Below are 26,707 nucleotides of genomic sequence, written 5' to 3' on the forward strand. Positions count from 1 at the left end.
GTCTCACTGACTTTCGGCCCGGGCCTTGCCCGGGCCGTTGTCGTCGTCCTCCGGGAGCTTGCAGACGCGTTCCAGGAAGAGGGCGGCGGCGATGACGGCGATGCCCGCCGCGACCGAGCAGGCCGCGTAGAGGGCCTGGTCGCGGCGGGCGGGGACGTCGAGGGAGCCGAGGAGGAAGACGCCCGTGCCGCCGTACATGCCGGCGACGAGGGCGGCGACGAGGGCGCTCGCCTGGCCAAAGACCACCGCGCGGGCCGCCATCAGGGGCTCGACGCCCTTGGCGCCGGGGCGCCGCTCGCGCTGGGCCTTGAGGCGGGCGCGGAGGGAGAGGGCGGTGGCGGTGATGACGACGGCGATGACGGCGAGGACGATGGGCGCGGCGATCGGCACGCTGGGGAGGGTGCCGATCGAGTCCCAGAGGCGGGCGGCGCCCCAGGAGAGGATGCCGGCGACCAGGAACAGTCCGGTGAGTACCTTCAGCCGCAGTTGTTTCACCGGGTGTCCTTCGTGTGGTCGTCGGTCGTGGTCGCCGGGCGGTCTCCCCGAGCGTAACGACTACTCGGGCGGACGGAGTTCCAGGTCGGCACGGGGAGTGACGCCTTCGTGGCCGAGGGCGGTGAGGAGGTCGGCGATCGGGCCGTGGCCGGGGATCCGGGCGTCGGGGTCGACGTCGTGCCAGGGGACGAGGACGAAGGCGCGCTGGTGGGCGCGGGGGTGGGGGAGGGTGAGGACGGGGTCGTCGGAGACGACGTCCGCGTACGTCACGATGTCGACGTCGAGGGTGCGGGCGCCCCAGCGTTCCTCGCGGACGCGGTGGAAGGCCTCTTCGACGGCGTGGGCCCGTTCCAGGAGGGAGGAGGGCGGGAGCGTCGTCTTCACGAGGGCGATGGCGTTGAGGTAGGAGGGCTGGGTGTCGGGTTCGACGCCCCAGGGGGCGGTCTCGTAGACGGGGGAGACGGCTTTGACCCGCAGGCCGGGCGTGTCGCCGAGGGCGTCGATGGCGCCCTGGAGGGTCTCCAGGCGGTTGCCGAGGTTGGCGCCGAGGGCGAGGACGGCCCAGCGGGGGTTGGAGAGGGTGGTGTCGGCCGCGTCGACGGTGGCGACGACGGAGGCCGGTACGGGCTGGACGGTGGGGTCGCTCTGCGTCGGCTTCATCGTCGGCTCCGGGTGATCGTGATGGTCACGTCGTCGAAGGGCACCGTGATGGGTGCGTCGGGTTTGTGGACGACGACCTCCACCTCTTGTACCCCGGTGTGGCTGAGGCATTGCTGGGCGATGCGCTCGGCGAGGGTTTCGATGAGGTCGACGGGCTCGCCCTGGACGACGTCGACGACCTCTTCGGCGACGATGCCGTAGTGCACCGTCTTGGTGAGGTCGTCGTCGGCGGCGGCCGGGCGGGTGTCCAGGCCGAGGACCAGGTCCACGATGAAGGTCTGGCCCTCCTCGCGCTCCTTGGGGAAGACGCCGTGGTGGCCCCGGGCCTTGAGGCCGCGCAGCGCGACACGATCCACGCGAATCACTCCTGCTGTCGTAGTTCGGGTGGCCACGCAGCCGGGTGCGGACGGCCGGGTGTCCACTTCGAATCTACCTGCGGGGGCCGACAGCGCTTGCCCGTGGGGGGCCGGGGGTGGGTCAGGCGGGGGGTTCGGTGGGTTCGGTGCCGGGTCCGGTGCCGTCCGTCTCCTCGGTCTCGCCGAGGACGGGGGAGGCGTGGTGGGACCAGATGCGCCAGCCCGCGGGTGTGCGGCGGAACACGTTGGTGGCGACGACGAGCTGGCCGACGAGGGGGCCGAGTTCGGCGCCGTCCTCGGCGGGTCCGCCGCTGAGGATGTTCTCGGTGCAGGTGACGAGGGCGGTGTCGTGGGCGAGGGAGATCCGCAGGTCGGTGAGGAAGAACTGGATGTAGTCGGTGTTCGCCATGATCAGGGCGTACGAGCGGAGGACCTCGCCGCGGCCGGTGAGGACGGGCCAGCCGGGGTGGACGCAGGTGACGGGGGTGGTGTCGTCGTCGAGCCAGAGGGTGGCGAGGCCTTCGAAGTCGCCGGTCTCCATGGCCTCGTAGAAGGCGGTGTTGGCGGCTTCGACGGCTGCTTCGTCGGTGGCCGGGTCGGTGCGGCTCACGCGGCTCCTTCGACGGCCCTGGCGACGCGTACGGCGTCGGCGGTGGCGCGCACTTCGTGGACGCGGACGGCCCATGCGCCGGTGTGGGCGGCGATGGCGGAGACGGCGGCGGTGGCGGCGTCGCGTTCGCGGGCGGGGGGCGGGGTGGAGCCTTCGCGGGTGAGGACGTGGCCGAGGAAGCGTTTGCGGGAGGCGGCGACGAGGAGGGGGCGGCCGAGGGCGCGGAGCTCGGGGAGGTGGGCGACGAGGGCGAGGTCGTGGGGGGCGAGTTTGGCGAAGCCGAGGCCGGGGTCGACGACGATGCGTTCGGGGGCGATGCCGCCGTCGACGACGGCTTCCATGCGGGTGCGGAGTTCGGCGAGGACTTCGCGGACGACGTCGTCGTAGACGGCGAGTCTGTTCATGTCGTGGCTGAAGCCGCGCCAGTGCATGACGACGAAGGGGACTTCGGCGGCGGCGACGGCGGGGACCATGGCGGGGTCGGCGAGGCCGCCGCTGACGTCGTTGACGAGGACGGCGCCGGCTTCGACGGCACGGGCGGCGACGGTGGCGCGCATGGTGTCGACGGAGACGGTGACGCCTTCGGCGGCGAGGCCGCGGACGACGGGGATGACGCGGCGGAGTTCTTCTTCCTCGTCGACGCGGGTGGCGCCGGGGCGGGTGGATTCGCCGCCGACGTCGACGAGGTCGGCGCCTTCGGCGACCAGGTGGAGGCCGTGTTTGACGGCGGCCGTGGTGTCGAACCAGCGGCCGCCGTCGGAGAAGGAGTCGGGGGTCACGTTGACCACGCCCATGACCGCGCAGCGGTCCCACTCCGGCAGGCCCTGGGCCGTGCCCCGGTCGATCGTCGTACTCATGTGTCCAGCGTAGGGCCCAGGGGTGATATCAGGCCGCGTGGAGGGGCCGCCCGGGCGGGGCGTGCTGGGGTCAGGCGGCTCGGACCTCGTGGTCGGCCGTCCGGGCGGGGGTGAGGTGGGCGCAGGTGCGGGGGGCCGGGGCGGGGCGGCGGCGGGTGAAGGGGCGGGGCAGGGAGAGGTTCACGAAGCCTTCGGCCTGCATGGCGGCGAGGCCGATGCGGGGGAGGTCGCGGCTTTTGCGGTAGACGACGAAACGGGGTTCCCAGCGTGGCTGGAACTTGGCGTTGAATTTGTAGAGCGATTCGATCTGGAACCAGCGGGAGAGGAAGACGAGGAGTCCGCGCCAGATGCGGAGGACGGGGCCGGCGCCGATCTTCTCGCCGCGGGCGAGGGCGGCGCGGAACATGGCGAAGTTGAGGGACACGCGGGTGATGCCGAGGCCGGGGGAGGCCTGGAGGGCGGCGACGATGAGGAGCTCGTTCATGCCGGGGTCGGCGGAGCGGTCGCGGCGCATGAGTTCGAGGGACATGCCGTCGGGGCCCCAGGGCACGAAGTGGATGATCGCTTTGAGGTCGCCGTAGGGGGAGGCGTCGTCGTCCTTGTGGGCGGTCGCTATGACGGCGTCGCCGTCTCCGGGGGCGCCGATGCGGCCGAGGGCCATGGAGAAGCCGCGCTCGGTGTCGGTGCCGCGCCAGTCGGCGGCGGCGTGGCGGAGGCGTTCGAGCTCGTCGTCGTCGAGGTCACGGACGCGGCGGACCTGGGTGGTGTAGCCGTTGCGTTCGATGCGTTTGACCATTTGGCGGACGTTGCGCATGGCGCGGCCGGAGAGGGAGAAATCCGCGACGTCGACGACCGCCTCGTCGCCGAGTTCGAGGGCGTCGAGGCCGGTTTCGCGGGTCCAGACCTGGCCGCCGGTCTCGGAGCAGCCCATGACGGCGGGGGTCCAGGAGTGGGCTTTGGCTTCGTCCATGAAGCGTTCGATGGCGCCGGGCCAGGCTTCGACGTCGCCGATGGGGTCGCCGCTGGCGAGCATGACGCCGGAGACGACGCGGTAGCAGACGGCGGCTTTGCCGCTGGGGGAGAAGACGACGCCCTTGTCGCGGCGGAGGGCGAAGTGGCCGAGGGAGTCGCGGCCGCCGTGCTGGTCGAGGAGGGCGCGGAGGCGGGTCTCGTCCTCGTCGGTGAGGCGGGCGGCGGGGTGTTCGGGGCGGAAGGCCAGGTAGATGGTGGTGAGGGCGGTGAGCATGCCGAGGGCGCCGAGGGAGTAGCCGACGGTCCAGTCGACGCCCTTGGTGTAGCCGACGGGGCCTTCGATGCCGAGGAGTCCGTAGAGGACGTGTTCGAGGCGGTCGGCGAGGCTGGGGCTGCCGATGACGCGGTGGGGGTGGGCGCTGACGATGACGAGGCCGAGGGCGATGGATCCGGCGCCCATGAGGACGAAGTTGGCGAGGGCTCGCCAGCGGCTGCGGGGGTCGGGGAGGGCGGCGAACTCGCCTCGGTGACGTACGAGGAGTGCGAGGAGTACGAGGGAGAGGAGGGCGCCGAGGGCGGAGTGGCGCCAGACGAATTGGGCGGCGGCGCCGAGGGGGAGGAGGACGACGGCGGCGCGCCAGGCGCGGCGTTTGTGCCGCTTGAGGCCGTGGGCGAGGAGCAGGAGGAGGACGCCGGCGCTCAGGGAGAGGGCGGCGGAGAGGGGGCCGAGGGTGCCGGGGAGGACTTCGGCGACGGCGTGCATGCGGCTGGTCCGGAAGCGGGGGAAGACTCCGGCGGCGATGTCGATGAGGCCGATGACGGTGCAGGCCGTGCCGACGTGGGCGGGGACGCTCTCGGGGCGGGGGCCGCGGAGAATCCGCCGCATCCGAACCGGAACCAATCCCGATTTGTCCCCATCTACCGTGACAGACATGGCTTCCCGTACTTCTCGTGGTCCTGCGCAGGGTCTTTGACTCCGGTCGGGCCCCGAGGCGCGTTCGGTGGGCCGTTCCGGCTGGTGCGCCTTCTATGACGACGGCGTACCGGACCGGGTTCATTCGTCCACAGGAAAATCTCGGAAAGAAGGCTCGGTCGTCTCATGGGTCTCACCAGCGACAAAGTCCTCGTGTCGGCCGTGGTGCTGGCCGTGGCGCTGTTCCTGGCCACGGTCTGGCTGTGGCCGAGGCTGGCGCGGCGCGGCTGGCGGCCGGTCGCGGGCCGGGTGGGGCTGCTGCTCGTGACGCAGGTGGTGCTGTTCGCGACGGTGGGGCTGGCGGCGAACCGGTCGTTCCTCTTCTACGGTTCCTGGGCCGATCTGTTCGGGCAGGAGCAGGAGATGGGGGTGGTCGTCGACCACGCGGCCGGCTCGAAGCACCTCCGGGTGCTGGGGACGCAGGCGCTGGACGTGCCGGGCGGCGGCCGTCCTTCGGTCGGGGGGCAGATCCAGAAGGTCATGGTGGCGGGCGGCCGCTCGGGGATCGTCTCGCCGGCCTACGTGTACCTGCCGCCCGAGTACTTCCAGCCGCAGTACGCCAAACGGACGTTCCCGGCCTCCGTGGTGCTCACGGGGTATCCGGGGATGGCGGAGAACCTGCTCAAGGGACTCAACTATCCGAAGACGGCGTACCTCCAGGCGAAGGCGGGACGGATGCAGCCGATGATCCTGGTGATGCTGCGTCCGACGGTGGCGCCGCCGAGGGACACCGAGTGCGTGGACGTTCCGGGGGGCCCGCAGACGGAGACCTTCTTCGCCCAGGACCTGCCGAAGGCGGTCTCGGAGACGTACCGGGTGGGGAAGAGGGCGCGGAACTGGGGGTTCATGGGGAACTCGACGGGCGGCTACTGCGCCCTGAAGATGGCGCTCCACCACCCGGACCGGTTCATGGCGGGGGTGGGTTTCTCCGCGTACTACCGGGCGGCGGAGGACGTCACGACGGGGGACCTGTTCCACGGGGACGACGGGCTGCGCAAGCGGGGCGACCTGCTGTGGAGCCTGGATCACCGGCCGCGGGGGGAGACGTCGCTCCTGGTGACCTCGTCGAAGCGGGGCGAGGGCAACCTGAAGGAGACGCGGCGGTTCATCCGGAAGGCGAAGAGCCCGGTGACGGTCTCGTCGATCATCCTCGACAGCGGTGGCCACAACTTCAACACGTGGAACCGCGAGCTGCCGCCGGGCCTGATCTGGATGGGCGGAAGGCTCAGCGCGAACTAGGCCCCGCCTTCCGGATCACGCCGGGCTCGTGGCCGGGCGGGGCTCTACGGGCGCGCTCCGGGGTCCGTGGGTGCCGTGGCCCGGCGCAGGGCGCGGTGGACGCCGGCCGGGGTGAGGACGCCGAGCGGCCGGCCGTCGTCGCCGGTGACGGTGAGGCGGCCGCCGTCGTGCTGGAGGAGCGTGGCGAGGGCGTCCTTGAGGGAGGTCCCGAGGGGTACCCGGGGGTCGCCCTGGCCTCCCCCGGGGGCCCCGGCGTACCGCTCGGTGCCCTCTGTCCAGGAGTCGAGGTCGGTTTCGGTGACGGGGGTGACCGCGAGCCGCTTGAGGCCGCGGTCGCTGCCGACGAAGTCCGCGACGTAGGGGGTGGCGGGGGAGCCGAGGACGGTGGCGGGCGTGTCGAACTGTTCGATGCGCCCTTGTCCGTAGACGGCCATGCGGTCGCCCATGCGGACGGCCTCCTCGATGTCGTGGGTGACGAGGAGGACCGTCTTGCGGACGGTGGCCTGGAGGGCGAGGAACTCGTTCTGGAGGCGCTCGCGGACGACGGGGTCGACGGCGCCGAAGGGCTCGTCCATGAGGAGGACGGGCGGGTCGGCGGCGAGCGCGCGGGCGACGCCGACGCGCTGGCGCTGGCCGCCGGAGAGCTGGGCGGGGTAGCGGGGGCCGTGGACGGCCGGGTCGAGGCCGACGAGTTCGAGGAGTTCGGCGGCACGCGCGCGTGCGGCGGTCTTCTTCCAGCCGAGGAGGGCGGGGACGGTCGCGGTGTTGTCGAGGACCGTGCGGTGGGGGAAGAGTCCGACCTGCTGGATGACGTACCCGATCTTGCGGCGCAGGGCGACCGGGTCGACGCCGGCGACGTCCTGGCCGTCGACGAGGACGCGGCCCGAGGTCGGTTCCACGAGCCGGTTCACCATCATCATCGTCGTCGTCTTGCCGCAGCCGGAGGGGCCGACCAGGGTGACGAGTTCGCCCTCGGCGACCTCGAAGGAGAGGTCGTCGACGGCCGTGGTGCCGTCGTCGTACCGCTTGGTCACGCGTTCGAACCGGATCATGGTTCCCCATTCTGTCCCCCGGGCGGCGGGAGTGTGTGAAGGGCGTGTTGCCGCATTGTGGCGAGTCTCGGGGATTGTCGGTGGCGGGGGTTAGGGTCGTCACACAAGAGTTCGGGAGGGCGGGCGACCCGGGGGAGGGACGATGAGCGCGCCGAACTGTCTGGTCACGAACGACTGGATCTGCGGTGAGTACCTGCGCACGCGGGGCGGGGAGTTGACGGACGCGCTGCTCCAGCATGTGGGAATCACGGTCGTGTCGGTGCTGATCGCGCTCGCCGTCGCGGTGCCCCTCGCGCTGCTGGTCCGCGCCCGGCCCCGGTTCGCCGGCCCGGTCCTCGGCCTGACCACCCTGCTCTACACGATCCCGTCGCTGGCCATGTTCTCGCTGCTGCTGCCCTTCTTCGGACTGTCGGCGGCGCTCGTCGTGACGGGCCTCGTGCTGTACGCGCTGACGATCCTCGTGCGGAACACCCTGGCGGGCCTCGCCGCCGTCCCGGCCGAGACGCGGGAGGCCGCCCGGGGCATGGGGTACGGCTCGCTGCGGATGCTCTGGCAGGTCGAGCTCCCCCTGGCGCTGCCGGTGCTGATGGCCGGGGTGCGGATGGCGACGGTCTCCACGGTCGCGCTGACGACGATCGGCTCGGTCGTCGGCCGCGGCGGCCTGGGCAACCTCATCGAGGACGCGCTGCCGACCTTCTTCAAGGCACAGATGCTCGCCGCCTCGGTGCTGTGCGTGCTGCTCGCCGTCGCCGCCGACCTGCTGCTCCTGGGCCTCCAGCGGCTGCTCACGCCCTGGACCCGCATACGGACCGCGCCGGGGGGTGGGTGAGGTGGGCATCGTGACGGACGCCTGGGGCTGGCTCACCACCGGCGCGCACTGGACGGGCGCGGACGGCATCGGGCGGCGGCTCGCCGAGCACGTGTACGTGAGCGGGGCGGCGCTCCTCGTCGCGTCGGCGCTCGCCCTGCCGCTGGGCCTGTGGCTGGGCCACCTCGGCCGGGGCGGGGCGCTCGCGGTGAACGTGTCGAACGTGGGGCGGGCGATCCCCGTCTTCGCGGTGCTCGCGCTGTTCATGGTGTCGCCCCTGCGGAACGCCGGCTATGTGCCGACCGTGGTGGCCCTGGTGCTGTTCGCGATGCCCCCGCTCCTCACCAACGCGTACGTGGGGGTGCGGGAGGTGGACCGGGCGGCGGTGCGGGCCGCCCGCGGCATGGGGATGACGGGCGGCCAGGTCTTCTTCCGGGTCGAACTCCCGCTGTCCCGGCCGGTGCTGATGACCGGGATCCGCTCGGCCGCGGTACAGGTGGTTGCCACGGCGACGATCGCCGCGATGGTCGGACAGGGCGGCCTGGGCCGGATCATCACGGCCGGCTTCGCCACGTACGACACCGCTCAAGTGGTCGCGGGCGCCGTGCTGGTGGCGCTGCTCGCCCTCCTGGTGGAGGGCGTCCTGGTGGGCTTGGACCGCCTTTTCGCACATGACGGACGATTGACCGAACGCTGACTGGGATGGGTGATCTGGTGAACAGGGTCTCGCGTATCGCGGGCGCGCTGCTGGGTACGGCGGCGCTGACCGTCGCCCTCGCCGCGTGCGGCGGCGACAGCCTGGAGGAGGGCAAGAAGAAGGACGCCGGGGGGTCCGGCGGCGGGGAGAAGGGCTCGCTGGTGGTCGGCGCGGCTGCCTTCACGGAGGCCAAGGTCCTCGCCGAGCTGTACGCGCAGTCGTTGCGGCCCGTCGGGTACTCGGTGTCCATCACGACGGTGAAGAACCGCGAGTTGTACGAACCCTCGCTGGAGAACGGCGAGATCGACGTCGTCCCGGAATACGCGGCGACGATCGCGGAATTCCTCAACGCGAAGGTGAACGGCCCGAAGGCGCCCGAGGACGCGCCGGTCGCCTCGGGCGACGTGACGGCCACGGTCGGCGCGCTGCGGAAGCTCGCCGAACCGCGCGGACTGAAGGTCCTCGCGGCCGGAGAGGCCGTCGATCAGAACGCCTTCGCGGTGACCAAGGAATTCGCCGCGAAGAACAAGCTGACGACGCTTTCCGATCTCGGCCGCGCGAAGCTCAAGGTGAAGATCGCGGCCGGTGACGAATGCGCGGTACGGCCCTTCTGCGCGCCCGGCCTGAAGAAGGCGTACGGGATCGACGTGGCCGGGGTCGACCCCAAGGGAGTCGGCACGCCGCAGGCCAAGCAGGCGGTGAAGGACGGGGTGGACCAGCTGGTCCTGACGACCACCACCGACGCCACGATCGACGGCTACGGCCTCGTCCTCCTCACCGACGACAAGAAGCTGCAGAACGCCGACAACGTGCTGCCGGTGGTCAACGCCAAGGACGCCGGTTCCCCCGAGATAGCGGCCGCGCTCGACCGTCTCACCAAGGTGCTGACCACAGCGGATCTCGCCGAACTCAACCGCAAGGTGGACGCCGAGCGGGCGAAGCCGGAGGACGTCGCCAAGGAGTATCTGGAGGCGAAGGGGCTGCTCAAGAAGTAGGAGATGGGAGAGGGGAGTCGGCCCGAAACGGAACCGGAACCACCGATATCCACTTCTGGTGGCGAGAAGTGGCCAAGAGATTGCCGGGCCGACACCCCACATGACGCCTACGCACGGTAAATTTCAGGCCATGCCACGTGGACGCCACCGCCATTCCCCGCCTCTGCACAAGCTGCTGCCGCCCTCCGCGGTCGCCGGCACCGCGGTCGTGTGCGCCGCGGCCGCCTGGCTGCCCGGCGACCCGGTGATCGCGCGGCTGCTCGCGGCCGCGGCGGCCGCCGCCGCCGTCACCGGCGCCGTCCTCATGCGCAGTTGGGACCGGAGCGCCGGCCGCAGGGTCGCCGAGCTCGACCGGGCGCGCGCCGCCGACCAGTGGAAGGCCGAGGAGCGGACCGCCGAGCTGGAGTCCGACCTGGAGGAGTCCCGCGCGCTGCGCTCCCGGCTCGAGGCCAAACTCCGCGCCAAGCGCGTGGAGCTCGCCGGACTGCGCGGCGAACACGCCGACCTGCTCCGCCGGTACGCCACCGCGGAGACCGAGCGGGCCAGCGCCCTGGAAGGCCGCCGCGTCCTCGCCCTGGAGACCGGCGGCACGACCGGCACCGGGGCCAAGGCGCTGCCGGCCGCCGGCTCCACGCCCACCCCCGAGGCCTTCCGCCGCGCCGCCCGGGCCCTGCGCGACCTCCCGCGCAACGCCGCCGCCCAGCAGGCCCGCCGCACGGCCGAGGCGGCCCGCGCCCGCGACCTCGCCGAGCGCGCCCGGGAGACGGAGGAACCGCAGGGGAAGCACGCGGCGGCCGCCGGAACCGAGCAGCACACCCGCACGGCCGCCTCCACCACCCTGCCCGCGGTGCCGGTCGCGGCCGCGGTCGTCCCGTACGCGGCCCGCAGGCCCGCCCCGCGCCCCGAGGGCGGCTTCGACTTCTTCGGCACGCAGAAGGCGGCGGCCGTCATCGAGGACGTGCAGAACAGCGACCTCGCCGACGTCGTGGGCGAGGAGGTCCTGGCCTCCGGGACCCTGCTGCTCACCCCGGTCGCCGCGCCCGCCGTCCCGGCGCCCCCGCGGGCGATCGGCCAGGTCATCGACCTGACGGCGCACGACGAGACGGAACAACTGGACGTGGCCGAACTCCGGGGCGCGATCAGCTCCTGACCCCCGAGCCCCCACCGCCGCGAGTGCCGCCCCCTGCTGGGCGATGCCCCCGCCCGCGCGGGGCCCGCGCCCTGCTGGGCGGCTCCCTTGCCCGCGCGGGGCCCGCGCCCTGCGGAGCGGCACCTCCCGCCCGTGTGAGACCCGCGCCCTGCTGGGCGGCGCCCCGCCCACCGCCGTGTGGGCAATCGTCCCGCTGGGCGGGACGGGTGGGCACACGGGACGGCGCCCATCAGCGGCGCCTCCGCGTTCCGCGCCCGGACCCGCACCGACGGCGGCGCCGCGCACGAGGTGCGGGCTCAGGCGCAGCAGCCTCGGGCGCCGGCAAGGGCGCCGTCCGTTGTGCCCACCCTCCCCCGGGCTCTCGGCTTCGCTCGAGCAGGGGGACCCCCCTCGCACCGGCGGAACGACCGCCCACAACGGCGGGGTACTGCCCGGCGGGCGCGGGGGCGGGCACCGCCCCGGTGGGCGTGCGCTCACAGGCGGGTGTTACTTGTCGATGTCGCCCACGACGAAGAAGAGCGAGCCCAGGATCGCCACCATGTCCGCGACCAGCGTCCCCGGCAGCAGTTCCACCAGCGCCTGGATGTTGTTGAACGACGCCGAGCGCAGCTTCAGCCGGTACGGGGTCTTCTCGCCCTTGGACACCAGGTAGTAGCCGTTGACGCCGAGCGGGTTCTCGGTCCAGGCGTACGTGTGCCCCTCCGGTGCCTTGAGCACCTTCGGCAGTCGCTGGTTGATCGGCCCGGGCGGCAGCTCGGCCATCCGGTCCAGGCAGGCGTCCGCCAGGTCGAGGGAGTTGTGCGTCTGGTCGAGCAGGCACTCGAACCGGGCGAGGCAGTCGCCCTCCTGCCGCAGGGCGACCCGCAGGGTGTCCTGCAGCTCCCCGTACGCGAGGTACGGCTCGTCGCGGCGCAGGTCGAAGTCGACGCCCGAGGCGCGGGCGATGGGTCCGGACACCCCGTACGCGTGGACGGTCTCCGGGCGCAGGACGCCGACCCCCCGCGTACGGCCCCGGAAGATCTCGTTGCCGAGGACCAGCCGGTCGTAGACGTCCATCCGCGACCGGACGTCCGCGACGGCCTGCCGGGCCCGCCCCAGCCAGCCGGCGGGCAGGTCCTCCTTGAGGCCGCCGACCCGGTTGAACATGTAGTGCATCCGGCCGCCGGAGACCTCCTCCATCACCGTCTGGAGCTCCTCGCGTTCCCGGAAGGCGTGGAAGACGGGGGTGATCCCGCCCAGTTCGAGCGGGTACGAGCCGAGGAACATCAGGTGGTTGAGGACCCGGTTCAGCTCGGCGAGGAGCGTCCGCGTCCACACGGCCCGCTCCGGGACCTCCATGCCGAGCATCCGCTCGACGGCCATGACGACGCCGAGCTCGTTGGAGAAGGCGGACAGCCAGTCGTGGCGGTTGGCCAGCATGATGATCTGCCGGTAGTCCCGGGCCTCGAAGAGCTTCTCGGCGCCCCGGTGCATGTAGCCGATCACCGGCTCGGCGTGCCGGACGACCTCGCCGTCGAGCACGAGCCGGAGCCGGAGCACGCCGTGGGTCGAGGGATGCTGCGGTCCGATGTTCAGCACCATGTCGGTGCTCTCCGCCGCGCCGCCGATTCCGACCGTCGTCTCCGTCATGCGGCCAGTATCCCCCGAGCGGCCGGTGCTCCCCGAGGCCCGGGGGCCCCGGGCCCCTCGGGTCAGCGGGCGGCGTCCGGGACCCGCTGGGTCAGCCAGAGGAAGTCGCCGAGACCGCCGCGGGCGGTGAGTTCGGCCGCCTCGCCGGCGGAGGCGAGCGCGCGGACGTAGCCGGCGGGGTCGGTCGAGGCGAGCGCGAGCGGCGGCCGTTCCCCGGACACCCCGAGCCGCCGCAGCGCCTCCCGCTGCGTGACCAGTTCGGCGGCGGGCAGGCCGCCGTCCCCCGGCGCGGCCCCGCACGCGTCCAGGGCCACGTGGGAGGTCACGTCGCAGCTGCCGTCCGGGACCGGGGGGACCTCGCGGCCCGCGCGGAAGCCGGTGAGGGAGCCGAAGGGCGGCCGGGCCTCCCGTACGTGCGCGTAGTCCACGGCCACCGCGCGGCCCGCGGCCAGGGAGGCGACCGCCGCCGCCCAGGCCTCGTCGCGGGGCCGTCCGATCTCGGCCCGCGCGCCCGGTTCCCGCAGCGGCCACCAGCGGGCCAGCCAGTCGGCGTCCGGTCCGTGGACGGGCGCGCCGAGCCGTTCCGTGCCGTCCGTACGGACCTCCACGTACCGGACGGTGCCCGTCGCGTCCGTCTCGGCGACGTCCGTCGGCACGTTGTCGAGCCACTCGTTCGCGAAGAGCAGCCCGCGCACGTCCCGCGGCACCCGGTCCGTCCACTCCACCCGCTGGTCGAGGCCGTCCGGGCGGGCGGCGCGTTCGACCGCGTACGCCCGCACCGAGAGCGAGGGGCCGACGGCCGCGAGCACCGCCGTCAGCAGCTCGCCGCGGCCCGCGCCCACGTCCACCAGCTCGACCTCGGAGGTCCCCAGTTCCTGGGCGACCTCGCCGAGCAGCCGGGCCACGGCCGCCGCGAAGAGCGGGGAGGCGTGCACCGAGGTGCGGAAGTGCCCCGCCGGACCCTCGGGGCGCAGGTAGAAGCCCCCGGGGCCGTACAGCGCCCGTTCCGTGGCCTCCCGCCACCCCTGCCACTGACACGTCTCATCCGTCACGTGCCCCAGTGTCCACCTCGGGGAGTAGGGGGCCGGAGCCAAGGATCGACCCCACGGTTGATCCCGGCACCCGTCCCTTTCCCTACTCTGGGTGACGTGCAGCGCCTCTACGACTTCATCCGCAGACACCCGACGGGCGTCGACGGCTTCTGGGCCGTCGTCCTCCTCGGGTTCTCCCTGCTGTGGGTGGGGACGACCTACCCGACGGTGGACCACCCCGTCGCCTACGGCCTGGTCGCCGCGCTGTTCTCGCTGGTCGTGGCCCTGCGCCGGCGTGCTCCGGAGAAGATGCTGGTGCTCGCGGTCGCGCTGGGCGTCGCCCAGCTCGCCCTCGGCCTGGTGCCGTTCATGGCCGACTTCGCCATGCTCGTGATCATCTTCACGGTCGCGGCGCACGACGGACCCCGCTGGGCGTCCAGGCTCGCGCTCATCGGCGGACTGTCGGCCTCCACGCTCTCGCAGCTCAGATGGCCGATGGAGGGCACGAGCTCCGGCGCGGCCAAGGTCTTCTTCGTGATCATCATGACCGTGCCGTTCGCCCTGGCCTGGGTCCTCGGCGACTCGCTCCGCACCCGCCGCGCCTACTTCGCGCAGCTGGAGGAGCGGGCCTCCCGCCTGGAGCAGGAGCGCGAGGCCCAGGCCAAGGTGGCGGTCGCCGCCGAGCGCGCTCGGATCGCCCGCGAGCTGCACGACGTCGTCGCGCACAACGTGTCGGTGATGGTGGTCCAGGCCGACGGCGCCGCCTACGTCATGGACTCCTCCCCGGAGACCGCCAAGCAGGCCCTGGAGACGATCTCCACCACCGGCCGGCAGGCGCTCGCCGAGATGCGCAGACTCCTGGGGATCCTGCGCACCGGCGAGCACCAGGAGGCCGGGGAGTACGTGCCCCAGCCCGACGTGCGGCAGATCGAGGACCTGGTGGAGCAGGTCCGGGGCGCCGGCCTCACCGTCGACTTCGCCGTCGAGGGGAGCCCGCGTCCGCTGCCCAGCGGCGTCGAGCTCACCGCGTACCGGATCGTGCAGGAGGCCCTCACCAACACGCGCAAGCACGGCGGGCCGGACGCGGGCGCCAGCGTGCGCCTCGTCTACTTCGACGACGGTCTCGGCCTGCTCGTCGAGGACGACGGCCGGGGCGCTCCGCAGGAGATGTACGAGGACGGGGGCGCCGACGGGCGGGGCCACGGTCTGATCGGCATGCGCGAGCGGGTCGGCATGGTCGGCGGCACCCTGGACGCGGGCCCGCGTCCGGGCGGCGGTTTCCGGATCAGTGCCCTGCTCCCCCTCAAGCCCGCTCACTGACGACCCCTAAGGAACTGACCTGATGTCCATCCGCGTGATGCTCGTCGACGACCAGGTGCTGCTGCGGACCGGTTTCCGCATGGTGCTCGCCGCCCAGCCGGACATGGAGGTCGTGGCGGAGGCCGGCGACGGCGTCGAGGCCCTGGAGGTGCTGCGCTCCACGGCGGTCGACGTCGTCCTGATGGACGTGCGCATGCCGAAGCTGGACGGGGTGGAGACGACCCGGCGGATCTGCTCGCAGCCGGATGCCCCCAAGGTGCTGATCCTGACGACGTTCGACCTCGACGAGTACGCCTTCTCGGGGCTGAAGGCGGGTGCGAGCGGCTTCATGCTGAAGGACGTGCCGCCGGCGGAGCTGCTCGGCGCGATCCGGTCGGTGCACAGCGGGGACGCGGTGGTGGCGCCCTCGACCACGCGCCGGCTCCTCGACCGCTTCTCTCCGATGCTGCCGTCCTCGGGGAAGGAGACGCGGCCCGTCGACAGGGCGCTGGAGCGGCTGACGGAGCGGGAGCGCGAGGTGATGATGCTGGTCGCGCAGGGCCTGTCGAACGGCGAGATCGCCGCCCGGCTCGTCCTCTCCGAGGCGACGGTGAAGACGCACGTGGGCCGCATCCTGACCAAGTTGGGCCTGCGCGACCGGGTCCAGGTCGTGGTCCTGGCGTACGAGACGGGCCTGGTCCGGGCCGGCGGCGGTGGGCTGGGCTGAGCCGTGCTGCTGTGGATCAACGGGCCGTTCGGCGGAGGAAAGACCCAGACCGCGTACGAGCTGCGGCGCCGCCTGCCGGGCAGCGTGGTCTGCGACCCGGAGCACATCGGCTTCGGCCTGCACCGGACGCTGCCGCCGTCGCTGCGCGGGGACTTCCAGGACCTGCCGGCCTGGCGGCGGGGGGTGTACGAGGTGCTCGACCTGGCGTTGGGGAAGTACGGGGACGGACCGGTGATCGTCCCGATGACGCTGGTGGATCCCGGGTACTTCACGGAGGTCGTCGGGCGGCTGAGGGAGGCGCACGGCGAGGAGCGGGTACGGCACTTCGCGCTGCTCGCCGAGCGGGAGACGGTCCTGAAGCGGCTCGCGGAGCGGGGACTCGGACGCGGACTCAAGCGGGAGAGCTTCGCCGTCGCCAAGCTGGACGAGTGCCTGGAGCGGCTGGCCGGCCCGGAGTTCGCCCACCACCTCCGTACCGACCGGATGCCGGTCCCGCGGGTCGCCGACGAGGTGGCGCGGCTCGCCGGGCTGCGGATCGCGCCCGACACGGACGGGCCGCTGCGCCACCGGCTGCGGCGGATCCGGATCGGCCTCTCCCACCTCCGCTTCGACTGACGGGGCCGGTCTCAGCGCAGCACCGACTCCAGGAAGTCGCTGCCGAGGCGGGCGACGACGGACACGTCGAGCTGATGGTGCACGTACCGGCCGCGGCGCTGGGTGCTGATCAGCCCGGCCTTCTTCAGGACCGCGAGGTGGCGGGAGACCTCGGGGGCGGTGATGTCGTACGCGTCGGCCAGTTCGCTCGTCGTGCTGGAGCCCCGCGCCAGGCTGCGGCAGAGTCGCATCCGCATGGGGTGGGCGACGGCCTCCAGGCGCAGCTTGACCGCCTCGACGGAGGCCGCGCCGCCGAGGTCGCGGGCGGGGATCGGGTACTGGACGACGGGCTGCCATCCGGGGGTGTGGAGGGCGAAGAGGTGCGGCCAGCCGAAGGCCGTCGGCAGGAACGTCAGCGCGGTGCCCTCGGCGCTGGTCCGGCCCTGGACCAGTTTGTCGACGACGATCCGGGAGCCGTGCGCGTCCTCCTCCAGGCTCATGGCGGGGGAGGCGTCGGCGACGGCCTCGGCCAGTCCCTTGCGGCGCATCAGCTCCGTCTTGTGGCGGGCGTCGGCGGCGAGCTGGAGCCGGACGCGGTGCCAGGTGTCCGCGAAGAAGGCCTCCTCGCAGTCCTCCAGGAGCCGCCGGATCCACGCGCGGGTGCCCGGCGGGTCGGCGAGCATCCGTTCCACGAACGCGGCCTGGCGCGGGCCGCGCGCGGCGGCCAGGTCGAGGGCGCGGCGGCGCATCCGTTCGTCGACGAGCGGTGAGGGGGCGCCGTCCGTGTAGTGGCTGTTGCAGGAGATCTCCAGGGCGGAGCCCACGAACTTCTCGTCGTCCATGCGGTCGAGGTCGTCCAGCTCCTCCGCGAGGGTCTCCCGGGGCCGCGCCGGGAGCAGGATGTCCGAACGGGTGTTGTTCCACATGAAGTCGGCGTCGACGAGCCGGTCCGCGAGCTCCGGCTTCAGGGCCGCCGTCGTCGTGGTGGTCCAGGCGTGCAGCCGGGGGTGGTGGGCGGGCACGGCGAGGGTGTGCAGGGCGGAGCCCAGCTCGGCCAGCGGCGAGGGGCAGAAGGTGATCCGCTCGTGCGGCAGTCCGGTGATGTCGATGGTCACGCTCACCCGTCCATGGTGAGGGGTGGGACGGGGGCGTCGTCGTCCCGTTTGACGACCCCCGTCAATCGACGGCCCCCGGATTGACGGGGGTCGTCAACCCGGGGGCCGGAGCGCGGCGGCGCGGCGCACGGTGGGGGCATGAACGCGCTGCACCAGTACCTCTTCGACGCCTACCGGGCCGCCCGGCTCGGCGAACCGGCCCCGCCGGCGCCCGGCACCCACGACGCCGCCGTCCTGCGGGCCGCCCGCGACCACCGCCGTTTCGAGCGGGTGGTGGCGGGCCGCAGGGCCGGCGGCGGCCTGCGCCTGCGCCTCCGCGCGGCCCTGCGCCGCCGCCGACCGTCCTTCTGACGGCCCGGGAAACCGCCTCGTCCTTCGAGACGGACTCCGCCCCCGGCCTCCGAAACCCGGCCCCCGGGACCGTCACCCCTCGACGCGCGCCAGGAAGTCCCGTACCGCCTCCTTCACGTCCTCCGCCGTCCACTCCAGGCCGGGGCCCGTCACCGTCAGCTCCGTGAGCGCGACGCCCGGCGGGCCGCCCGCGCCCGGGGCGGCCCAGCGGCGGAAGAAGGCGACGCCGGTGTCCTCGGTCTGGGCGAGGGCCGCCGCCGTCAGGACGTCCGGGTCGTACGGCAGCCAGACCTGGAACTGGTGGGTGTGCGGGGTCTCCGGGTGGACCCGGGACCAGCCGGTGCCCGCCTCCGCGAACGCCTCCCGGACCGCGTCGGCCACCACGCGCGCGTGCGCCACGTACGAGGGCAGCCGGGGCAGCTCGACGTCCAGGCCCCGGAGCGCGGAGAGCGCCGCCGGGTACTGCTGGAAGACCGCCCCGCCGTACCGGTGCCGCCAGGTCCTGGCCTCCTCCATGACCTCCTCGGGGCCGGCGAGCGCGGCCCCGGACATGCCGCCGAGGGACTTGTAGAACGAGACGTACACGCTGTCGGCGAGCCCCGCGATCTCCGGGAGGCCACGGCCGAAACGGGTCGTGGTCTCCCACAGCCGGGCCCCGTCGAAGTGGACCACCGCGTCCCGCTCCCGGGCCGCCTCCACGACCTCGGTCAGCTCCTCCCAGGACGGCAGCACGAAGCCGGCGTCCCGCAGCGGCAGCTCCAGCATCAGCGTCCCGAAGGGTTCCGGGTGGTCCCGCACCTCCTCGGCGGTCGGCAGCCGGGGCGCGTCGGTCGGGTGGACCGTGCGGAGCCCCGAGACGGCTCCGAACGCGCCGTTCTCGTGGACCTCGGGGTGGGCGATCGGGTGGAGGGCGACGACGGGGCTGCCGGTGCGCCCGGCCCAGCAGCGCAGCGCGACCTGCTGGGCCATGGTGCCGGTGGGGAAGAAGACGGCGGCGGGGAGGCCGAGTTCCTCGGCGACGCGCCGCTCCAGCTCCTCCACGAGCCCGTTCCCGTACATGTCGAGCGGGGCCTCCCCGCGGCCCGTGGCCTCCGCCCAGGCGGCCAGTTCGCGCAGCCGCGGGCCGGCCGTGCCGTCGACCGGGGCGTTCCACAGGCGGCGCTCGGCGCCGCCCCACACCTTCGCCCGGTGGAGCCGGGCCGCTTCCTCGTCCACAGGAGTCTCCGCAGGAGTCACAGGATTCATGGGCCGATCATCACACCACCACCCACACCCTGTGGACGGTCCACGGAGCGCCGCGAAACGCTGGCGTAGCATGACCAGAAATCGTCCGGTACCCGCCGAGGACTGGAACGGAAGGCCGTCCCCACCGTGAACGCACCAGCAGCGCCAGAGCCCAGGGCCTCGGAGCCCCGGGCCGAGGACCGACCCGCCCGCCTCACCGTCGGAGTCGTCGGCGCCGGCCGGGTGGGCCCCGCCCTCGCCGCCTCGCTCCGGCTCGCCGGGCACCGCCCCGTCGCCGTCTCGGCGGTCTCCGACGCCTCCCGGCGGCGCGCCGCCGAACTCCTGCCCGACGTCCCCGTCGTCGAGCCCGCCCGCGTCCTCGCCCTCGCCGACCTGGTCCTGCTGACCGTGCCGGACGACGCGCTGCCCGGACTGGTCGAGGGCCTCACCGACACCGGGGCCGTACGGCCCGGACAGCTGCTCGTGCACACCTCCGGGCGGTACGGGGCGCGGGTCCTGGACCCCGCCCGCCGGGCCGGCGCCCTGCCGCTGGCCCTGCACCCCGCCATGACCTTCACCGGCACCGCCGTCGACGTCCAGCGGCTCGCCGGCTGCTCCTTCGGGGTGACCGCGCCCGAGGAGCTGCGGCTCGCCGCCGAGGCGCTGGTGATCGAGATGGGCGGCGAGCCCGAGTGGATCGCGGAGGCGGCCCGGCCGCTCTACCACGCGGCCCTGGCCCTCGGCGCGAACCACCTGGTCACGCTGGTGGCCCAGTCGATGGAGCTGCTCCACAAGGCCGGGGTCGCCGCCCCCGACCGCATGCTGGGCCCGCTCCTGGGCGCCGCCCTGGACAACGCCCTGCGGTCCGGGGACGCGGCCCTCACCGGGCCCGTCGCGCGCGGGGACGCCGGCACGGTCGCCGCCCACGTGTCCGAGCTGCGCAAGCACGCGCCCGGCACCGTCGCCGGTTATCTGGCGATGGCCCGCACGACCGCCGACCGGGCGCTCGCGCACGGCCTGCTCAAGCCCGAGCTGGCCGAGGACCTGCTGGGCGTGCTGGCCGAGCCGTCGGGCGGGGCCGCCCGCCCCGGAGACCCCGCCGACCCCGCCGACGGGCCGCAAGGAGACGACCGATGACCCCGTCCGCCCGCAAGAGTGCCGAGGGCGGCCGTGCCGTCCACCACGAGCCCGCCGAGCTGGTGTCCACGGTCGAGGACCTGGAGGACGCGGCAGCCCGCCGGGGCGCGTCCGGACGCACCGCCGTGGTCATGACCATGGGCGCCCTCCACGAGGGCCACGCCACCCTGATCCGGGCCGCACGCGAGCGCATCGGCGCCGAGGGCTTCGTGGTCGTCACCGTCTTCGTCAACCCGCTGCAGTTCGGCGCCGGCGAGGACCTCGACCGCTACCCCCGCACCCTGGACGCCGACCTCGCGCTCGCCTTCGACGCGGGCGCGAGCGTGGTCTTCGCGCCCTCCGTGGACGAGGTCTACCCGGGCGGGGAGCCCCAGGTCCGGATCACCGCCGGACCCATGGGCGAGCGGCTCGAAGGCGCCTCCCGGCCGGGCCACTTCGACGGCATGCTGACGGTCGTCGCCAAGCTGCTCCACCTCACCTCGCCCGACCTGGCCCTCTTCGGCCAGAAGGACGCCCAGCAGCTGGCCCTGATCCGCCGCATGGTCCGCGATCTGAACTTCCGCGTCGAGATCGTCGGGGTGGAGACCGTCCGCGAGGCCGACGGCCTGGCCCTCTCCAGCCGCAACCGCTACCTCTCGGACGGGGAGCGCCGGACGGCGCTGTCGCTGTCGCGGGCGCTGTTCGCCGGCCGTGAGCGGCTCGCCGCCCAGGAGGCGCTGCGCGCGCGTGCCGCCTCGCTGCCGGGCGCCCAGGGCCGGGCCGAGAACCGGGCCGAGGCGCTGTCGCGGCTGGGCGAGGCCCGGGCCGCCGCCGACGCCCACGCGGTCGCGCAGGCCGCCGAGGGCGGCTGTGCCGAGGCCGTACGGGCCGCGGCCCGCGCCGTCCTGGACGAGGCCGCCAAGGCCGAGCCGCCGCTCGTCCTCGACTACCTGGCCCTCGTGGACCCGGCCGACTTCACCGAGGTCGCCGACGGCCACGACGGGGAGGCGGTCCTCGCCGTCGCCGCGCGCGTGGGGAGCACGCGGCTCATCGACAACATCCCCCTGACCTTCGGAGCCACCAAGTGACCGGAATACGGCTGCACGCGCCCGCGCCGGGCTGGGCCATCGACGCCGACGTCGTCGTGGTCGGCTCCGGGGTCGCCGGCCTCACCGCCGCCCTGCGCTGCACCGCCGCCGGGCTCCGCACGGTCGTCGTCACCAAGGCCCGGCTCGACGACGGCTCCACCCGCTGGGCGCAGGGCGGCATCGCGGCCGCGCTCGGCGAGGGCGACACCCCCGAGCAGCACCTCGACGACACCCTCGTCGCCGGTGCCGGGCTCTGCGACGAGCGGGCCGTGCGGGCCCTGGTCACGGAGGGCCCCGGCGCCGTCCGCCGGCTGATCGCGACCGGTGCCGACTTCGACAAGACCGCCGACGGCGAGATCGCGCTGACCCGGGAGGGCGGCCACCACCGCCGCCGGATCGCCCACGCGGGCGGGGACGCGACCGGCGCGGAGATCTCCCGCGCCCTGGTCGAGGCGATACGGGACCGGGGCGTGCGCACCATCGAGCACGCCCTCGTCCTGGACCTCCTGACGGACGCCGGCGGCCGCACGGCGGGCGTGACCCTGCACGTCATGGGCGAGGGGCAGCACGACGGCGTCGGCGCCGTCCACGCGCCCGCGGTGGTCCTCGCCACCGGCGGCATGGGGCAGGTCTTCTCCGCCACCACCAACCCGGGCGTCTCCACCGGCGACGGCGTCGCGCTCGCGCTGCGGGCCGGGGCCGAGGTCTCCGACCTGGAGTTCGTCCAGTTCCACCCCACGGTGCTCTTCCTCGGGGCCGGTTCCGAGGGCCAGCAGCCGCTGGTCTCCGAGGCGGTACGGGGCGAGGGCGCCCACCTGGTCGACGCCGACGGGGTCCGCTTCATGCTCGGGCAGCACGAGCTGGCCGAGCTGGCGCCCCGGGACATCGTCGCCAAGGCGATCACGCGCCGGATGGAGGAGCAGGGCGCCGAGCACATGTACCTCGACGCCCGCCACTTCGGCGCCGAGATGTGGGCGGAGCGCTTCCCGACGATCCTGGCGGCCTGCCGCGCCCACGGCATCGACCCGGTGACGGAGCCGATCCCGGTCGCCCCGGCCGCCCACTACGCCTCCGGCGGCGTCCGCACGGACCTGTCGGGCCGGACGACCGTGCCCGGCCTGTACGCGTGCGGGGAGGTCGCCTGCACGGGCGTCCACGGCGCCAACCGGCTGGCCTCGAACTCGCTCCTGGAGGGCCTGGTCTTCGCCGAGCGGATCGCCGACGACGTCGTGGCGCGCGCGCCCGGCCGCGGGCCGGCCGTCCCGGTGGAGCACCCGGCCCCGGTGGTCCTGCCGCTGCTCGACCCCGGCGCCCGGCGCCGCATCCAGCGCACCATGACCCTGGGCGCGGGAGTGCTCCGGTCCGCCGCGAGCCTGCGCACGGCCTCCGAGGAACTGGACGCCCTCCACCTCGCGCCCGTCCCGAGCGAGCCCGTCCCGGCCGGGACCGCCGAGACCCCGGGCCGTCCCGGTGGGGCCGACGACCGGAAGCCCGGCGACCGGAAGTCCGCCGAGCCGGGTGTCGAGTCCTGGGAGACCACCAACCTGCTCGCCGTCGCCCGCCTCCTGGTCGCGGCGGCGTCCCGCCGCGAGGAGACCCGCGGCTGCCACTGGCGCGAGGACCGCCCCGACCGGGACGACGCCCGGTGGCGCAGGCACCTCGTCGTCCACCTCACCCCGGAGCGGGCCCTCGACGTCCGCACCACCGAGACCTTCGACTTCCCCCCCACCGTCGATGCCCCCAGGGAGCCGTAAGTGAGCACGCCCGAGGAAGCCCGTCCCGAGCCCGTGGACGTCCCTCTCATCCAGATCAACACGGTCTCCGACGAGGAGGCCGGCGGCTGCGGCGACGGCTGCGCCTGCGGCGACGGCGAGGAGTTCGAGTGCGGGCTCGACCCCGCCCTCGCGCAGCTGCTCGCCGACGCCGGCCTCGACCCCGTCCAGGTCGAGGACATCGCCCACCTCGCGATCGCCGAGGACCTCGACGGCGGGATCGACGTCACGACCGTGGCGACCGTCCCCGAGGAAGCCGTCGCCACGGCCGACTTCACCGCCCGCGAGGCCGGCGTCGTGGCCGGTCTGCGGGTCGCCGAGGCCGTCCTGTCGATCGTCTGCACCGACGAGTTCGAGGTCGAGCGGCACGTCGAGGACGGCGCGCGCGTGGAGGCCGGGCAGAAGCTGCTCAGCGTCACCGCCCGCACCCGCGACCTGCTCACCGGCGAGCGCAGCGCGCTCAACATCCTGTGCCGCCTCTCCGGCATCGCCACCGCCACGCGCGCGTGGGCGGACGCCCTGGAGGGCACGAGGGCGAAGGTCCGCGACACCCGCAAGACGACGCCGGGCCTGCGCGCCCTGGAGAAGTACGCGGTCCGCTGCGGCGGCGGCGTCAACCACCGCATGTCGCTCTCCGACGCCGCCCTGGTGAAGGACAACCACGTGGTGGCGGCCGGCGGCGTCGCCGAGGCCTTCAAGGCCGTCCGCGAGCTGTTCCCGGAGGTGCCGATCGAGGTCGAGGTCGACACGATGCACCAGGTCCGCGAGGTCCTGGACGCGGGCGCCGACCTGATCCTGCTCGACAACTTCACCCCGCTGGAGACCGAGGAGGCCGTCGCCCTGGTCGCGGGCCGCGCCGTCCTGGAGTCCTCGGGCCGGCTGACCCTGGAGAACGCGGCGGCGTACGCGGCGACCGGCGTGGACTACCTGGCGGTCGGCGGCCTCACGCACTCCTCCTCGATCCTCGACATCGGCCTGGACCTGCGCGAGGTGCGGGCCTGATGCTGCTCACCATCGACGTCGGCAACACGCACACGGTGCTCGGTCTCTTCGACGGCGAGGAGATCGTCGAGCACTGGCGGATCTCCACGGACCCGCGCAGGACCGCCGACGAGATGGCGGTCCTGCTCCAGGGCCTCATGGGCATGCACCCGCTGCTGGGCGTCGAGCTGAGCGACGGCATCGAGGGGATCGCCATCTGCGCGACGGTCCCCTCGGTGCTGCACGAGCTGCGCGAGGTGACCCGCCGGTACTACGGGGACGTGCCGGCGGTCCTGGTGGAGCCGGGCGTGAAGACGGGGGTGCCGATCCTCACGGACAACCCCAAGGAGGTCGGCGCCGACCGCATCGTCAACGCGGTCGCGGCCGTCGAGCTGTACGGCGGCCCGGCGATCGTCGTGGACTTCGGCACGGCCACGACGTACGACGCGGTCAGCACGCGCGGGGAGTACGCGGGCGGCGCGATCGCGCCGGGCATCGAGATCTCGGTGGAGGCCCTGGGCGTCAAGGGCGCCATGCTCCGCAAGATCGAGCTGGCCCGGCCGCGCAGCGTGATCGGCAAGAACACGGTCGAGGCCATGCAGTCGGGCATCGTCTTCGGGTACGTGGGCCAGGTCGACGGCGTCGTGGCCCGGATGAAGCGGGAACTGGTCGGGCCGAAGGGCGACCCCTCCGACGTCACGGTGATCGCGACCGGCGGCCTGGCGCCGATGGTCCTCGCCGACTCGAAGGAGATCGACGCGCACGAGCCCTGGCTGACCCTGATCGGCCTGCGTCTGGTCTACGAGCGGAACGTGTCCCGCATGTAGGGGTGGGTTCGGCGCGCCGCGATGATCGCTAAGCGAAAATTGTCCGATTAGCGCGTAGTGTCGGCCCATGCCCACGCCATACGGATCCCGCGGCGGCATGGCGTTCAGCGCGGACGAACTGCGTGTGCTCCGCCGCGCCCTCGCCACTGCCCTCCACCCCGCCCCCCTCCAGGAGGAGGACGTCCAGGACTGCCTGCGCCTGACCGAATCCGTGGACGAGGCGGTACGCGAGGCGGGCCGGCTGCGCGCCTTCCTCCTCGCCGACCTGGTCCGCTACCGCGAGGCGCTGCCCGGGTCCCTCGGCGGCTACCTGGAGCTCCTCCGGGACGCGCTGGCCGCCGGCTACGACCCCGGCGCCGACGACCTCGCGGCGCTGCGCGCGCTGCGCCGCAACCCGGCCGCCGCCGAGCTGCTCGCCCGCTGCCAGGTCCTCGCCGAGCGTTCCGTGCGCGCGCGCCTGGCCCGGGTCTCCCAGGCCACCGCCCCGGCCGCGTCCTCCGGCTCCCGGGCCCGGCTGCTCGCCCTGCCCGGCGGGCGCGCGGCGGGCGACGAGCCCAAGCCGACCCCGCCCGCCCCGGCCGAGCGCCCGGTGCCCAAGCCCTCCGAGGCGTTCCCGCCGCGCCGCCGCCCCGTACCGCCGCCCCCGCCCGAGGAACGGGCCGCCGGATAGCTACCCTGGTCGCCATGGACTACGTATCCGCGCTCGTGCCCCCCGTCGTGATGGCCGCGTTCTTCATCGGCCTCGTCGTCACGATCGTCAAGAGCCAGGGCGGCCCGAACAAGGCCAAGGAGGACGCGGCCGTGGACGCCGCCCTCGCCCGCGCCGAGGCGGCCCGCCAGGCGGACGGCCCCGCCGCCTCCTGAGGCCCCGCGCCACCCCCGCGGACCCGGTGACCCGCGGGCCCGCGCCGCCCTCGCGGATCCCGCACCACCGAGGACGCGCGACCTTTCGAGGTCGTGCGTCCTTTTTGTTGGTTTCCTGTCGGAAATGGCCACGTATTGACGTTTCGCGCACTAGGGTGGCGCTGTGCCCCGTCCATTGGGAGAGCTCGAAGACGCCGTCATGACGCGCGTCTGGCAATGGAACCGCCCGGTGACCGTCCGGGAAGTCCTGGAGGACCTCCAGCAGGAGCGGTCCATCGCCTACACCACCGTCATGACCGTCATGGACAATCTCCACCAGAAGGGCTGGGTCCGCAGGGAAGTCGAAGGCCGCGCCTATCGATATACGGCGGTCTCCACCCGCGCCGCCTACTCGGCGGCCCTGATGAACGAGGCCTGGACGCAGAGCGACAACCCCGCCGCCGCGCTCGTCGCCTTCTTCGGGATGATGTCGCCGGAACAGCGGGAGTCGCTGAACGACGCCATCCGGATCGTCCAGCGCGACAGCCCCCTCCCCCCCTCCCCGCGGGAGCCCGAGGGTGACGAGGGGACGGCCCGCCCGTAGCGATAGCGTCCCCCCATGTCGACCTCCGCCAAAGCCGTCACCGTCCGCAGGGCCCGCACCAGCGACGTCCCCGCGGTCCGCCGTCTCGTCGATCCTTTCGTGCAGCGCGGCATCCTGCTCGACAAGGCCACCGTCACCCTTTACGAGTCCATCCAGGAGTTCTGGGTCGCGGAACGCGACGAGGACGCCGCCGTCGTCGGCTGCGGCGCGCTCCACGTCATGTGGGAAGACCTCGCCGAAGTCCGCACTCTCGCCGTCGATCCCGACTTCAAGGGCGCCGGCGTCGGACATCAGGTGCTGGACAAGTTGTTGCACACCGCCCGATGGCTCGGGGTGCGGCGGGTATTCTGCCTGACCTTCGAAGTCGACTTCTTCGCGAAGCACGGCTTCGTCGAGATCGGCGAGACCCCGGTCGACGGAGATGTCTACAGCGAGCTCCTGCGTTCCTATGACGAGGGAGTCGCCGAGTTCCTCGGTCTCGAACGAGTGAAGCCGAACACCTTGGGCAACAGCCGGATGCTTCTGCACCTGTGACGCGGAACCCCGGGATCCCCTCGCGGATCCCTATGTCCGAATCGCGCACGTTTCCCGTGCCGTCGGGGTTCTGAACCTCTCCCAGGGGTTTGTGTTTTTCCGGGAAAA

Annotated in this window: 29 protein-coding genes; 18 read left to right on the plus strand and 11 right to left on the minus strand. The window is 73.5% G+C overall.

From position 1 onward, the window contains the following. Positions 1 to 3: 3 nt before the first annotated feature. The 6 genes from IE180_RS06325 to IE180_RS06350 all read right to left on the minus strand — a co-directional run bounded on the left by IE180_RS06325 (position 4) and on the right by IE180_RS06350 (position 4,884). Positions 4 to 495, minus strand: a complete 492-nt coding sequence (locus IE180_RS06325) for a DUF3180 domain-containing protein (RefSeq protein WP_190155725.1) — start codon at positions 493 to 495, stop codon at positions 4 to 6. A gap of 60 nt (positions 496 to 555) precedes the next feature. Beyond that, complete coding sequence (folK, locus tag IE180_RS06330; RefSeq protein ID WP_229860322.1) at positions 556 to 1,155, minus strand: 2-amino-4-hydroxy-6-hydroxymethyldihydropteridine diphosphokinase; 600 nt, start codon at positions 1,153 to 1,155, stop codon at positions 556 to 558. Further along, positions 1,152 to 1,511: a dihydroneopterin aldolase gene (folB, locus tag IE180_RS06335; RefSeq protein ID WP_190155727.1), complete on the minus strand. Its 360-nt coding sequence runs from the start codon at positions 1,509 to 1,511 to the stop codon at positions 1,152 to 1,154. The genes folK and folB overlap by 4 nt, the downstream gene beginning before the upstream one ends. 121 nt (positions 1,512 to 1,632) lie before the next feature. Beyond that, positions 1,633 to 2,121 carry a nuclear transport factor 2 family protein gene (locus IE180_RS06340; RefSeq protein WP_268255434.1) on the minus strand — a complete coding sequence of 163 codons (489 nt, stop codon included), beginning with the start codon at positions 2,119 to 2,121 and terminating at the stop codon, positions 1,633 to 1,635. Continuing rightward, positions 2,118 to 2,978 carry a dihydropteroate synthase gene (folP, locus tag IE180_RS06345; protein WP_444545779.1) on the minus strand — a complete coding sequence of 287 codons (861 nt, stop codon included), beginning with the start codon at positions 2,976 to 2,978 and terminating at the stop codon, positions 2,118 to 2,120. Before folP ends, IE180_RS06340 begins: the two co-directional genes overlap by 4 nt. 70 nt (positions 2,979 to 3,048) lie before the next feature. After that, positions 3,049 to 4,884: a phosphatidylglycerol lysyltransferase domain-containing protein gene (locus tag IE180_RS06350; RefSeq protein WP_190155729.1), complete on the minus strand. Its 1,836-nt coding sequence runs from the start codon at positions 4,882 to 4,884 to the stop codon at positions 3,049 to 3,051. Positions 4,885 to 5,049: 165 nt separating this feature from the next. Here IE180_RS06350 and IE180_RS06355 point away from each other — a divergent pair, with 165 nt between their 5' ends. Further along, on the plus strand, positions 5,050 to 6,162 hold the full coding sequence (locus tag IE180_RS06355; RefSeq protein WP_190155730.1) for an alpha/beta hydrolase: 1,113 nt from the start codon (positions 5,050 to 5,052) through the stop codon (positions 6,160 to 6,162). Between the two features lie 44 nt (positions 6,163 to 6,206). On the opposite strand, the gene IE180_RS06360 is transcribed toward IE180_RS06355, so the two are convergent. After that, the gene (locus tag IE180_RS06360; protein WP_190155731.1) at positions 6,207 to 7,214 is read right to left on the minus strand and encodes an ABC transporter ATP-binding protein; all 1,008 of its coding nucleotides are present in this window, start codon (positions 7,212 to 7,214) and stop codon (positions 6,207 to 6,209) included. Between the two features lie 142 nt (positions 7,215 to 7,356). Here IE180_RS06360 and IE180_RS06365 point away from each other — a divergent pair, with 142 nt between their 5' ends. The 4 genes from IE180_RS06365 (at position 7,357) to IE180_RS06380 (ending at position 10,864) form a co-directional block, all read left to right on the plus strand. After that, positions 7,357 to 8,043 (plus strand): ABC transporter permease, encoded by a 687-nt coding sequence (locus IE180_RS06365; RefSeq protein WP_190155732.1) that lies wholly within the window; start codon positions 7,357 to 7,359, stop codon positions 8,041 to 8,043. 1 nt (position 8,044) lies between these two features. Further along, complete coding sequence (locus IE180_RS06370) at positions 8,045 to 8,719, plus strand: ABC transporter permease (protein ID WP_190155733.1); 675 nt, start codon at positions 8,045 to 8,047, stop codon at positions 8,717 to 8,719. A gap of 5 nt (positions 8,720 to 8,724) precedes the next feature. After that, positions 8,725 to 9,714 carry an ABC transporter substrate-binding protein gene (locus tag IE180_RS06375; protein ID WP_190155734.1) on the plus strand — a complete coding sequence of 330 codons (990 nt, stop codon included), beginning with the start codon at positions 8,725 to 8,727 and terminating at the stop codon, positions 9,712 to 9,714. A gap of 130 nt (positions 9,715 to 9,844) precedes the next feature. Next, a complete protein-coding gene (locus IE180_RS06380; protein WP_190155735.1) occupies positions 9,845 to 10,864 on the plus strand; it encodes a hypothetical protein in 1,020 nt (339 codons plus the stop codon). Positions 10,865 to 11,350: 486 nt separating this feature from the next. Here IE180_RS06380 and IE180_RS06385 read toward each other — a convergent pair whose 3' ends face one another. Continuing rightward, the gene (locus IE180_RS06385) at positions 11,351 to 12,493 is read right to left on the minus strand and encodes an NADH-quinone oxidoreductase subunit D (protein WP_190155736.1); all 1,143 of its coding nucleotides are present in this window, start codon (positions 12,491 to 12,493) and stop codon (positions 11,351 to 11,353) included. A 62-nt stretch (positions 12,494 to 12,555) separates the two neighbouring features. Continuing rightward, positions 12,556 to 13,545, minus strand: coding sequence for an SAM-dependent methyltransferase (locus tag IE180_RS06390; protein ID WP_190155737.1), 990 nt, complete (start codon positions 13,543 to 13,545; stop codon positions 12,556 to 12,558). 96 nt (positions 13,546 to 13,641) lie between these two features. Here IE180_RS06390 and IE180_RS06395 point away from each other — a divergent pair, with 96 nt between their 5' ends. The 3 genes from IE180_RS06395 to IE180_RS06405 are packed head-to-tail and all read left to right on the plus strand — an operon-like array spanning position 13,642 to position 16,165. Further along, entirely contained in the window at positions 13,642 to 14,844 is a 1,203-nt protein-coding gene (locus tag IE180_RS06395) for a sensor histidine kinase (RefSeq protein ID WP_190155738.1), read from the plus strand. Positions 14,845 to 14,866: 22 nt separating this feature from the next. Then, entirely contained in the window at positions 14,867 to 15,550 is a 684-nt protein-coding gene (locus tag IE180_RS06400) for a response regulator (protein WP_190155739.1), read from the plus strand. Positions 15,551 to 15,553: 3 nt separating this feature from the next. Then, positions 15,554 to 16,165 (plus strand): AAA family ATPase, encoded by a 612-nt coding sequence (locus tag IE180_RS06405; protein ID WP_190155740.1) that lies wholly within the window; start codon positions 15,554 to 15,556, stop codon positions 16,163 to 16,165. An 11-nt stretch (positions 16,166 to 16,176) separates the two neighbouring features. On the opposite strand, the gene IE180_RS06410 is transcribed toward IE180_RS06405, so the two are convergent. Beyond that, positions 16,177 to 17,259 (minus strand): DUF5937 family protein, encoded by a 1,083-nt coding sequence (locus tag IE180_RS06410; protein ID WP_190155827.1) that lies wholly within the window; start codon positions 17,257 to 17,259, stop codon positions 16,177 to 16,179. Between the two features lie 138 nt (positions 17,260 to 17,397). Between IE180_RS06410 and IE180_RS06415 the strand changes: the two genes are divergently transcribed. Then, positions 17,398 to 17,610 (plus strand): hypothetical protein, encoded by a 213-nt coding sequence (locus tag IE180_RS06415; RefSeq protein WP_190155741.1) that lies wholly within the window; start codon positions 17,398 to 17,400, stop codon positions 17,608 to 17,610. 72 nt (positions 17,611 to 17,682) lie between these two features. Here the strand turns inward: IE180_RS06415 and IE180_RS06420 are convergent, their stop codons facing one another. Then, on the minus strand, positions 17,683 to 18,855 hold the full coding sequence (locus IE180_RS06420; protein WP_190155742.1) for a threonine aldolase family protein: 1,173 nt from the start codon (positions 18,853 to 18,855) through the stop codon (positions 17,683 to 17,685). 126 nt (positions 18,856 to 18,981) lie between these two features. Between IE180_RS06420 and IE180_RS06425 the strand changes: the two genes are divergently transcribed. From IE180_RS06425 to IE180_RS06465, 9 genes are all read left to right on the plus strand, one after another. Next, entirely contained in the window at positions 18,982 to 19,971 is a 990-nt protein-coding gene (locus IE180_RS06425) for a Rossmann-like and DUF2520 domain-containing protein (RefSeq protein WP_190155743.1), read from the plus strand. Further along, positions 19,968 to 21,038 (plus strand): pantoate--beta-alanine ligase, encoded by a 1,071-nt coding sequence (gene panC, locus IE180_RS06430; RefSeq protein ID WP_190155744.1) that lies wholly within the window; start codon positions 19,968 to 19,970, stop codon positions 21,036 to 21,038. Before IE180_RS06425 ends, panC begins: the two co-directional genes overlap by 4 nt. Next, positions 21,035 to 22,792, plus strand: a complete 1,758-nt coding sequence (locus IE180_RS06435; RefSeq protein WP_190155745.1) for an L-aspartate oxidase — start codon at positions 21,035 to 21,037, stop codon at positions 22,790 to 22,792. Before panC ends, IE180_RS06435 begins: the two co-directional genes overlap by 4 nt. Next, the gene (nadC, locus tag IE180_RS06440) at positions 22,793 to 23,812 is read left to right on the plus strand and encodes a carboxylating nicotinate-nucleotide diphosphorylase (RefSeq protein WP_190155746.1); all 1,020 of its coding nucleotides are present in this window, start codon (positions 22,793 to 22,795) and stop codon (positions 23,810 to 23,812) included. After that, entirely contained in the window at positions 23,812 to 24,618 is an 807-nt protein-coding gene (locus IE180_RS06445; RefSeq protein ID WP_190155747.1) for a type III pantothenate kinase, read from the plus strand. The genes nadC and IE180_RS06445 overlap by 1 nt, the downstream gene beginning before the upstream one ends. Before the next feature lie 97 nt (positions 24,619 to 24,715). Then, positions 24,716 to 25,288 (plus strand): hypothetical protein, encoded by a 573-nt coding sequence (locus tag IE180_RS06450; RefSeq protein ID WP_190155828.1) that lies wholly within the window; start codon positions 24,716 to 24,718, stop codon positions 25,286 to 25,288. A 14-nt stretch (positions 25,289 to 25,302) separates the two neighbouring features. Then, positions 25,303 to 25,482 carry a hypothetical protein gene (locus IE180_RS06455; RefSeq protein ID WP_093875466.1) on the plus strand — a complete coding sequence of 60 codons (180 nt, stop codon included), beginning with the start codon at positions 25,303 to 25,305 and terminating at the stop codon, positions 25,480 to 25,482. Between the two features lie 163 nt (positions 25,483 to 25,645). Further along, positions 25,646 to 26,065 (plus strand): BlaI/MecI/CopY family transcriptional regulator, encoded by a 420-nt coding sequence (locus IE180_RS06460; RefSeq protein ID WP_190155748.1) that lies wholly within the window; start codon positions 25,646 to 25,648, stop codon positions 26,063 to 26,065. A gap of 15 nt (positions 26,066 to 26,080) precedes the next feature. Next, positions 26,081 to 26,599, plus strand: a complete 519-nt coding sequence (locus IE180_RS06465) for an amino-acid N-acetyltransferase (RefSeq protein ID WP_190155749.1) — start codon at positions 26,081 to 26,083, stop codon at positions 26,597 to 26,599. Positions 26,600 to 26,707: the final 108 nt, after the last annotated feature.

This window comes from Streptomyces litmocidini, from assembly GCF_014649755.1.
Lineage (GTDB): Bacteria > Actinomycetota > Actinomycetes > Streptomycetales > Streptomycetaceae > Streptomyces > Streptomyces litmocidini.

Bases quoted from the DNA above. Each gene is read 5' to 3' on its own strand.
- IE180_RS06450 (WP_190155828.1), top strand. From the start codon at position 24,716: ATGGCGTTCAGCGCGGACGAACTGCGTGTGCTCCGCCGCGCCCTCGCC.
- IE180_RS06380 (WP_190155735.1), top strand. From the start codon at position 9,845: ATGCCACGTGGACGCCACCGCCATTCCCCGCCTCTGCACAAGCTGCTG.
- IE180_RS06375 (WP_190155734.1), top strand. From the start codon at position 8,725: ATGGGTGATCTGGTGAACAGGGTCTCGCGTATCGCGGGCGCGCTGCTG.
- folK (WP_229860322.1), bottom strand. From the start codon at position 1,155: ATGAAGCCGACGCAGAGCGACCCCACCGTCCAGCCCGTACCGGCCTCC.
- IE180_RS06455 (WP_093875466.1), top strand. From the start codon at position 25,303: ATGGACTACGTATCCGCGCTCGTGCCCCCCGTCGTGATGGCCGCGTTC.
- folP (WP_444545779.1), bottom strand. From the start codon at position 2,978: ATGAGTACGACGATCGACCGGGGCACGGCCCAGGGCCTGCCGGAGTGG.
- IE180_RS06385 (WP_190155736.1), bottom strand. From the start codon at position 12,493: ATGACGGAGACGACGGTCGGAATCGGCGGCGCGGCGGAGAGCACCGAC.
- IE180_RS06445 (WP_190155747.1), top strand. From the start codon at position 23,812: ATGCTGCTCACCATCGACGTCGGCAACACGCACACGGTGCTCGGTCTC.
- IE180_RS06400 (WP_190155739.1), top strand. From the start codon at position 14,867: ATGTCCATCCGCGTGATGCTCGTCGACGACCAGGTGCTGCTGCGGACC.
- IE180_RS06355 (WP_190155730.1), top strand. From the start codon at position 5,050: ATGGGTCTCACCAGCGACAAAGTCCTCGTGTCGGCCGTGGTGCTGGCC.
- IE180_RS06420 (WP_190155742.1), bottom strand. From the start codon at position 18,855: ATGAATCCTGTGACTCCTGCGGAGACTCCTGTGGACGAGGAAGCGGCC.
- IE180_RS06360 (WP_190155731.1), bottom strand. From the start codon at position 7,214: ATGATCCGGTTCGAACGCGTGACCAAGCGGTACGACGACGGCACCACG.
- panC (WP_190155744.1), top strand. From the start codon at position 19,968: ATGACCCCGTCCGCCCGCAAGAGTGCCGAGGGCGGCCGTGCCGTCCAC.
- IE180_RS06465 (WP_190155749.1), top strand. From the start codon at position 26,081: ATGTCGACCTCCGCCAAAGCCGTCACCGTCCGCAGGGCCCGCACCAGC.
- IE180_RS06365 (WP_190155732.1), top strand. From the start codon at position 7,357: ATGAGCGCGCCGAACTGTCTGGTCACGAACGACTGGATCTGCGGTGAG.
- IE180_RS06415 (WP_190155741.1), top strand. From the start codon at position 17,398: ATGAACGCGCTGCACCAGTACCTCTTCGACGCCTACCGGGCCGCCCGG.
- IE180_RS06350 (WP_190155729.1), bottom strand. From the start codon at position 4,884: ATGTCTGTCACGGTAGATGGGGACAAATCGGGATTGGTTCCGGTTCGG.